The 7,712-nt window shown below is 73.5% G+C and carries 8 protein-coding genes; 3 read left to right on the plus strand and 5 right to left on the minus strand.

Features of this window, described 5'->3' with window-relative positions; translation table 11 throughout:
* Nucleotide 1: 1 nt before the first annotated feature.
* Nucleotides 2-1,120 carry a hypothetical protein gene (locus tag ABZ128_RS15545; protein WP_356848728.1) on the minus strand — a complete coding sequence of 373 codons (1,119 nt, stop codon included), beginning with the start codon at nucleotides 1,118-1,120 and terminating at the stop codon, nucleotides 2-4.
* Nucleotides 1,121-1,123: 3 nt separating this feature from the next.
* Nucleotides 1,124-2,035, minus strand: coding sequence for a methyltransferase domain-containing protein (locus tag ABZ128_RS15550; protein ID WP_356848730.1), 912 nt, complete (start codon nucleotides 2,033-2,035; stop codon nucleotides 1,124-1,126).
* 216 nt (nucleotides 2,036-2,251) lie between these two features.
* Here ABZ128_RS15550 and ABZ128_RS15555 point away from each other — a divergent pair, with 216 nt between their 5' ends.
* Entirely contained in the window at nucleotides 2,252-2,806 is a 555-nt protein-coding gene (locus tag ABZ128_RS15555; protein WP_356848731.1) for a DUF6434 domain-containing protein, read from the plus strand.
* Between the two features lie 38 nt (nucleotides 2,807-2,844).
* Here the strand turns inward: ABZ128_RS15555 and ABZ128_RS15560 are convergent, their stop codons facing one another.
* Entirely contained in the window at nucleotides 2,845-4,116 is a 1,272-nt protein-coding gene (locus tag ABZ128_RS15560; RefSeq protein WP_356848732.1) for an MFS transporter, read from the minus strand.
* Between the two features lie 54 nt (nucleotides 4,117-4,170).
* On the opposite strand from ABZ128_RS15560, the gene ABZ128_RS15565 reads away from it, so the two are divergent.
* Nucleotides 4,171-4,926 (plus strand): helix-turn-helix transcriptional regulator, encoded by a 756-nt coding sequence (locus tag ABZ128_RS15565; protein WP_356848733.1) that lies wholly within the window; start codon nucleotides 4,171-4,173, stop codon nucleotides 4,924-4,926.
* A gap of 5 nt (nucleotides 4,927-4,931) precedes the next feature.
* Here the strand turns inward: ABZ128_RS15565 and ABZ128_RS15570 are convergent, their stop codons facing one another.
* The gene (locus ABZ128_RS15570) at nucleotides 4,932-5,498 is read right to left on the minus strand and encodes a dihydrofolate reductase family protein (RefSeq protein WP_356848735.1); all 567 of its coding nucleotides are present in this window, start codon (nucleotides 5,496-5,498) and stop codon (nucleotides 4,932-4,934) included.
* Between the two features lie 27 nt (nucleotides 5,499-5,525).
* Here ABZ128_RS15570 and ABZ128_RS15575 point away from each other — a divergent pair, with 27 nt between their 5' ends.
* Nucleotides 5,526-6,581, plus strand: coding sequence for an enoyl-CoA hydratase/isomerase family protein (locus ABZ128_RS15575; protein WP_356848736.1), 1,056 nt, complete (start codon nucleotides 5,526-5,528; stop codon nucleotides 6,579-6,581).
* A 34-nt stretch (nucleotides 6,582-6,615) separates the two neighbouring features.
* On the opposite strand, the gene ABZ128_RS15580 is transcribed toward ABZ128_RS15575, so the two are convergent.
* Complete coding sequence (locus ABZ128_RS15580; RefSeq protein WP_356848738.1) at nucleotides 6,616-7,539, minus strand: SDR family oxidoreductase; 924 nt, start codon at nucleotides 7,537-7,539, stop codon at nucleotides 6,616-6,618.
* Between the last annotated feature and the right edge of the window lie 173 nt (nucleotides 7,540-7,712).

Genomic DNA, 7,712 nt, shown 5'->3' on the forward strand with positions numbered 1-7,712 from the left:
CTCAGCCGGCCGAGTCGTCGAGCTGCTGCCACCACCAGGCGAGAGCCGGGACGGGCAGTGGCTCGACGCTCGGGTCGCTGGGGGTGTCGCTCCAGGTGATGTCGTACGAAGCCCCTTCGACGGGCAGGGCGTTGCGGTTGCGCGGGCTGGTGTAGCGCGGCGCGAGGTTGTGGTATTCGGTGTCGCCCGCGATCCAGTGTTCCAGGGAGACGAGGTAGCGCCCCAGCTGCTCGCCGGCGCCGTGCGCCAGCTGCTCGCGCAGCCGGACGAACAGCGTCACCGTCCGGTCCCTCAGCGCGTACGCGGCCGGCAGCGCCTCGGCGGCCGTACAGCCGTGGTGCTGCGCCAGCACGTTGAGCAGGTTCTGCTCCCGCGGCTCGTGGTGGTCGTCCTTGTTGTACGAGAACAGGTCGTTGTCACAGGCGACGATGAACCCGGCGGCGTCGGTCAGGGCCTGGACGGGCGCGGAGTACAGCACGTCGCCCGGTACCTCGATCCCGTTCGCCGCATCGCACCAGGTCAGCAGGAACCGGGTCCCGCCGACCGAGATCCGCATCGCCGCGAAGTCGTTGAGGCTCGGCATGACGCCCTGGTCGGCGTGGGCGGCCTGCGCGGCGGCGCCGTACACCCAGTCCCGGACGCCCTCGGTGAAGCGGCGCAGCTGGACCGGGGTGAGCATGGCCCGGGTGCGTGTCACCAGGTCCTCCAGCGCGGCCGTGTGCGGCCCCGGCGGCAGCAGGCCGGATCCGGGCGCCTCAAGGGTGCGGAAGAGCCGGGTGCCCTGGTCGATGACGGAGGCCGTCCGCGTGGCGCTGGAGTCGGAGTCCTGCCAGTCGTCGGTGGCGAAGGCCCAGTAGTTCCACTCGGCGAAGAGCAGCATCGGCTCCACCTCGCCGTGGGGGATGATCCGGCTGGTGAAGTCGGCGCTGCGGGTGGCCAGTCCCCAGGCGCGTTCGGTGGCGTCCGGGTAGAGGCCGAAGGAGTCGATCCAGGCGATGGACCGCTCCTCCAGCTCCGCCGCCTTCGGGTGGATGAGTCCCCTCTCGAAGGGCCAGTAGAACGGAGGCAGTTCCCAGCCGATGCGGGAGGGGTGCGTGTTCTCGTCGTACGCGGGCGGCATCGGTCAGCTGCCCCCGTCCAGGCGGAAGAGCAGCAGCCGGGTCTCCAGCGCGTGGTCCCGCCAGATGCGGAACAGCTTGCCGTGGGTGATGGTCGACTCCCGGAGCCGTTCGAGCGACCAGGCGGACGGGGCGCCGGTGTTCTCGACGCGGTCCAGCTCCGCCGTGTTCCACGCCATGGACTGCACCCAGAACTCGGCGACCCGGTCGGTGACGTCCTCGTCCTGCTCCAGGTGGAAGCCGGCGGCCTTGGCGGCGTAGATGTACTCGGTGAGGGTGCCCAGGCGCGTCTTGTAGTAGCCGTCGATGAACCCGGTCCACTCGGGGCGGCAGATGAAGTGCTCCTGTATGCCGAACCAGCCGCCGGGCTTCAGGGCCCTGGCCGCCATCCGGAAGAGGCGCTCGCGGTCCATGTAGCCGGAGCTCTCGTTGGCGTACACGGCGTCGAACCGGTGGTTCGTGGTGAAGGTGTGCGCGTCGGCGAGCAGGGGGGTCACCCGGTCGGCGACCCCGGCCTGGCGGGCGAAGTCCTGGATCACGGGGACGTGGTCGGCCGCTATCGTGATCCCGGTGACGTGCGCGCCGTGTTCCTGCGCCCAGTAGAGGGACCCTCCGCCGACCCCGCAGCCGATGTCGAGCAGCCGGCCCGGCGGGTTGGCGTACGCGCCCCAGGTACGCGCGGCGTGCTCGACGATCGCTTCCTGGGACGCGACGATGCGGCGCTTGAGCACCTGCTGCGAGACGGTGGTGTTCGGAGCGGCCCCCGGGTCGAAAAGGCCCATGTGGAAGTGGACTCTGGGTCCGGGGCCGTACTTGTGGAGGATGTCCGCCGTCTTCCGGCTGTAGTAGAGCGGCACTTGGCTCGCGTCGAAGGCCTGGCCACCCGTGGGGGGCTGGATGACGAGGTTGCTGTCCATCGGATTCTCCGGTCCTGCGGTCGTGTGGGGGTGTTTATCGGCCGCCCCACTCTGCCCATAAGCGATCGATAAAAGTCCTGGTGCACTTGGGTCTTGAGCATAACCACACATGAAATGCCGACAATTCAGCTCGATTGACGTCACGTCAGACGTTGTCACCCCCCTGTGCGGCACCCGTCTCGCCCTTCTCGGCGGAATCTCTTCTAGAATGGGAACGTGAGTGCGAATATCGAGGAATTGCGGCCGGCCCCGACTCCCGCCCTGACGGGGGCGGAGCTGCTCCGCTGGTATTGGACCCTGGTCGAACTGACCGGGCTCGCCCGGCAAATGGGGCTGCCCGTCGGCGGTGGCAAGCCCGCGCTGACGACCCGGCTGGCCGCCGCGCTCGACGGTCGCCCCGCGCCGGAGCCGGTACGGGCCGCCCGGCGCGGCGGGCGCCAGCTCACGGCCCCCGTCGACGGCGACACCGTGATCCCGCAGGGCCAGCGGTGCAGTCAGGTGCTGAGGGAGTTCTTCGTACGGGAGATCGGGTCCGGCTTCCACTTCGACGCCTTCATGCGGGACTACGTCGCCGGGCACGCGGGCCACACCCTCGCCGAGGCCGTGGCCCACTGGCACGCCACCCGCGCGCAGGCCGCCGAACCCCAGGAGATCGGCGCCCAGTTCGAGCTCAACCGGTTCCTGCGCGACTGGCACGCCCGCCACCCGGACGGCACCCGGCGCGAGGCCCTGGCGGCCTGGCAGGCCCACCGGGCGCGGCCGAGGAGCTGATCCCGGGCCACCGATCCGCCGGGCCCCCGGTGGTCCGCTCAGGCGGCGGGCTCCGGCTCCGGGAGGCCGCGGGACAGGGCCCAGGCGGCGAGCGGCAGCCCGATCAGCGGGAGCAGGGCCGTGTGCAGGGAGGTGGCGTCCGCGGCCGCGCCGATCAGCGGGCTCGCCACGCCGCCGACGCTGACCGTGAGGCCGAGCGTGACCCCGCTCGCGGTGCCCATGCGGGCCGGCAGGTAGTCCTGGCCCAGCGTGACCTGGAGGGACAGCGGCACGTACAGCGCGGCGGCGGCCAGCGCAGCGCAGACGTGCACCAGCGGCAGGGGCAGGAAGAGGATGCCCGCGACGGCGGGCGCCGCAGCGGCGTAGGCCCGGCGGACGGTGGTGGTCCGGCCCCAGCGCGCGGCCAGCCGGCCGCCGAGCACGGTGCCGCCCGCGCTGCCCGCGAAGAGGGCGAACAGCGCCGCCGCCGCGGCGGTTCCGCTCCCGCCGCACTCACGGACGTACAGGGCGATGAAGGTGCTCAGCCCGATGAAGGCCACCGAGCGGACCACCACGACCAGGGAGAGCCGGAGGAAGGCCCGCCGGTCCTCGGGCACGTCCGGAGGGGACCGCCGTGCGGCACCCGCCGCGTCCGGGGTCGCCTCCGGGCGCCCCTGCGAGCGCGCTTCCGGCGCCGCCTCCGTCGCCGCTTCCCGCGCCGCAGCCGTCTGCCCGCGCGGCGCCTTCCGCGGCCGGTTCAGGACCGCGCCCACCACGCAGGGGAGCGCCAGCAGCCACCAGGCCGCCGGCCCGGACACCGACAGCGCCCCGGCGACCAGCAGCGGGGAGCACGCGAAGCCCACGGTCCCGCCCAGCGCGAACCAGCTCATCGCCGTGTGGCCGACGCCGCCCAGGGCGGTGCGGACCAGCCGCGCCGCCGCCGGATGGTAGGCGGCGGCGCCCAGCCCCGACAGGGCCACGGCCGCCACGGTGGCCGGGTAGCCGGCGTCGGCGCCGACCAGAGCGACGCCCAGCCCCGCCGCGGCCGTGCTCAGCGGGATCAGCCACGGCATCGGCCGGCGGTCCGTCAGCGCCCCGAACAGCGGCTGGACCACGGAGGACAGCAGCGAGGCGGCGAGCACGATGCCGGAGGCGGCGGCGTAGTCGTAGCCGCGTTCGGCGACCAGGTAGGGAACGAGCGCGGCGACGGCGCCCTGGTAGACGTCCACGCAGGCGTGGCCCGCCGCGTAGGCCGCCGTACGGCCCCGCCGGAGACGGTCGGCGCGCGCGGTCGGCGACGGCTTGGGCATCGCGGTCTTCGATGAGTTCACCGACCGAGAATCCCCCGCCCCACGGCGGGCCCGCTTCCGATAAATTGCCGGGTGATGCAGAAAATCCGCCACACCCCCCGGGCCGCCACCAGCATCCGCGAGCTCGACACCCACATCGGGATCGACCCCCACCGGCACGACGACCACCAGATCGCATACGCCGGTTCCGGAGTGCTCTCCGTCACCACCGACGCCGGGACCTGGGTGGCCCCGACCTCCCGCGCACTGTGGATCCCGGCCGGGACGGTGCACGAGCACCGCGGGTACGGGCGCACCGACCTGCACTCCGTGGGCCTGCCCACCCATCACAACCCGCTCTCCCTCGACTCGCCCGCCGTGATCGCCGTCGGACCGCTCCTGCGGGAGCTGATCCTGGCCTACACCCGCATGCCCGAGGACGGCAGCCCGGAGCGGCGCCGGCTGCTCGGGGTGCTGCTCGACCAGGTCCGGGTCTCGCCGCTCCAGCCCCTGCACCTGCCCGAGCCCCGCGACCCCCGGCTCGTGGCGGTGTGCGGGCTGCTGCACGCCGATCCGGCGGACCCGCGCGGGCTCGCCGCCCTCGCCGCCGCCTCGGGAGCCGGGGCCGGGGAGCGGACGCTGAGCCGGCTGTTCCGCGCCGAGCTGGGCATGACCTTCCCCCAGTGGCGCACCCAGCTGCGACTGCACCAGGCGCTGCGGCTGCTGGCCGTCGGCACTCCCGTCACCGCCGTCGCGCACCGCTGCGGCTGGTCTTCGGCGAGCGCCTTCATCGACGTCTTCCGGCGGGCCTTCGGACACACCCCCGGGGCGCACCCCCGGCACCTGCCCTGAGGGCCTCAGGGGCGCTCGTACGAGAGCCGGACCACGCCGTTCCCGAACGAGCGGGTGCCGGCGAGCCGGAGCGGAGCCGGCCCGGCGAACGGCGGGAACAGCGGGGTTCCGCGCCCGATCCGCACCGGGTGCACATAGATCCGGTACGCGTCCACCAGGTCGTGGCGCAGGAACGAGGCGGCCAGATCCGCCCCGCCCAGGGTCAGGTCGCCGCCCGGGGCCGCCTTCAGCGCGGCGACCTCCGACGGTACGACGTCCCGGACGAGCACCGAGTTCCAGCCGAGGTCCGCCTGGTCCAGGGTCCGCGAGTAGACGTACTTCGGCAGGTCGCGCCAGATGCCCGCGAACTCGGCCATCCACTCCGGGACCTCGGGGTCCTGGTCGGCGGTCGGCCAGAAGGCCGCCATCAGCTCGTAGATGACGCGGCCGTTCAGCATGCCGCCCATCGCCCGCAGCTCCTCGTTGAAGTGCCGGTGCAATTCCTCGTCGACGAGATGCCAGCCGATGTCCCGGCCCGGCCCCTCGATGAACCCGTCGAGGGACGTGGACATCATCAGGACGATCTTCCGCATGACCGGCCACGCTACATACTGGCCGGTGTGAAGAGCGAAGATGCCGCAGACGACACGGTCCTGTTCACCGTCGAGGGCTGCACCGGGGTGATCACCCTCAACCGTCCCAGGGCTCTCAACGCCCTCACCCACCCCATGGTGCTGCGCATCGAGGAGGCCCTGGCCGCCTGGGAGCACGACCCCGCCGTCGCCCAGGTGCTCATCCGCGGCGCCGGGGAACGGGGCCTGTGCGCGGGCGGCGACATCCGGGCCATCCACGACGACGCCAAAGCCGGCACGGCCGCCTCCGCCGGTTTCTGGCGCGACGAGTACCGGCTCAACGCCCGCATCGCCCGCTACGCCAAGCCGTACGTCGCCCTCATGGACGGCATCGTCATGGGCGGCGGCGTCGGCCTCTCCGCCCACGGCAGCGTCCGCGTCGTCACCGAACGCTCCCGGGTCGCCATGCCCGAGACGGGCATCGGCTTCGTCCCGGATGTCGGCGGCACCTACCTGCTGGGCCGCGCCCCCGGCCGGCTCGGCACCCACCTCGCGCTCACCGGCACCGCGGTGGGCGCCGCCGACGCACTGCTGTGCGGGCTCGCCGACCACTTCGTGCCCGCCGAGCGGCTCCCGGAGCTGACCGCCGCACTCGCCTCGGCGCCCGCGGCCGAGCTGCTGCCGCGCCACGCCACCGCGCCCGCCCCCGGCGAGCTGGCCGGCCGGCGGTCCTGGATCGACCGGTGCTACGCGGCGGACACCGTCGAGGAGATCGTGGAGCGGCTGCTCGGCGAGGACGACCCGGCCGCGAAGGAGACCGCCGAGACAATCCTGGCCAAGTCCCCGACCGCGCTCAAGGTCACCCTCGCCGCCGTGCGCCGGGCCCGCGCACTGGGGCCGCTGGAGCAGGTGCTGGCCCAGGAGTACCGGGTCTCCTGCCATGCGCTGCGCTCGCCCGACCTGGTCGAGGGCATCCGCGCCCAGGTCATCGACAAGGACCGCGCCCCGCGCTGGTCGCCGCCCGGGCTGGACGGGGTTGGCGACGAGCAGGTGGCCCGCTTTTTCGCCCCCCTCGGCCCCGGACGGGAACTCGGCCTGGACTGAGCCCGGACGGGTGCGGGGCCGGGGTGGCCCGCCCTCAGCGGTAGCCCTCGGGGGCGGCGGGCAGGCCCGGGTCCTGGACCTCGACCAGGTACCGCCAGGCGTCCGGGCGGCTGCCGTCGAGGTCGGTGAACCCGTAGACCCGGGCGAGCTGCCCGCTGGAGAGCGACTGCCCGTTCCAGCGCGCCACCTCCGGGTCCGCGGCCAGCGCCGCGACCGCCCGCCCCACGTACGCGGGGGTCTCGGAGATGCCGAAGTGCGGGACCCGGTCCAGGGCGTCGCGCCAGGTGGCCTCCGTGACCCCGAAGGCGTCGAGCATCATCTCCGAGCGCAGCCAGCCCGGTGTCAGCGCCACCGCCGTCGCCCCGCGGGGACCGAGCTCGTGCCCGAGCGCGAACGCCATCCGCAGCACCGCCGACTTGGCGAGGTCGTAGAAGAACGACACCCGGTAGTGGGTCGCGTTGTACTGGGCCGTACCGTCCGTCATCTCCACCACCAGCCCGCCCGGCTCCCGCAGCAGCAGCGGGGCCGCGTAGTGGCTGGTGATGGCGTGCGTCTCCACCGCGAGCCGCAGCAGCCGCAGCCCTTTGTCCAGGTCGTGCTCCCAGACAGGGCTGTCCCATTCGAAGAGCCGTTCACCTCCCCACACGTCGTTCACCAGGAGGTGCAGGCGGCCCTGCTCCTCCTCGATCCGCCGCACCAGCGCCTCGACCTGCGCGGGCACCAGATGGTCCGTGACCACGGCGATCCCGCGACCGCCCGCCGCCGTGACCAGCCCGGCGGTCTCCTCGACCGTCTCGGGCCGGTCGTACTCCGAACGGCTGCCCCGGGTGCTGCGCCCGGTCACGTACACCGTCGCGCCCTGCGCGCCGAGTTGGACCGCGATGCCGCGCCCCGCCCCCCGCGTCGCCCCGGCCACCAGGGCGACCCTGCCGTCGAGCCTGCGCTGTGCTTCCGCCATGCCCCGACCCTACGACGCACGCCGCCGCCGGGCGCGGGCCGCGGGCGCGTGTCACGCCCTTGCGCCCCTGCCCGGCGGCGGTCTCGTCTCAGAACCAGGTGAGGGTGAGGGGGAAGGTGGTGGTGGCGGTGGTGGGGGTGGTGTCGGTGGCGGTGGCGGTGATCTGGAGGGTT

It is taken from the genome of Streptomyces sp. NPDC006326 (genome assembly GCF_040612915.1).
GTDB lineage: Bacteria > Actinomycetota > Actinomycetes > Streptomycetales > Streptomycetaceae > Streptomyces.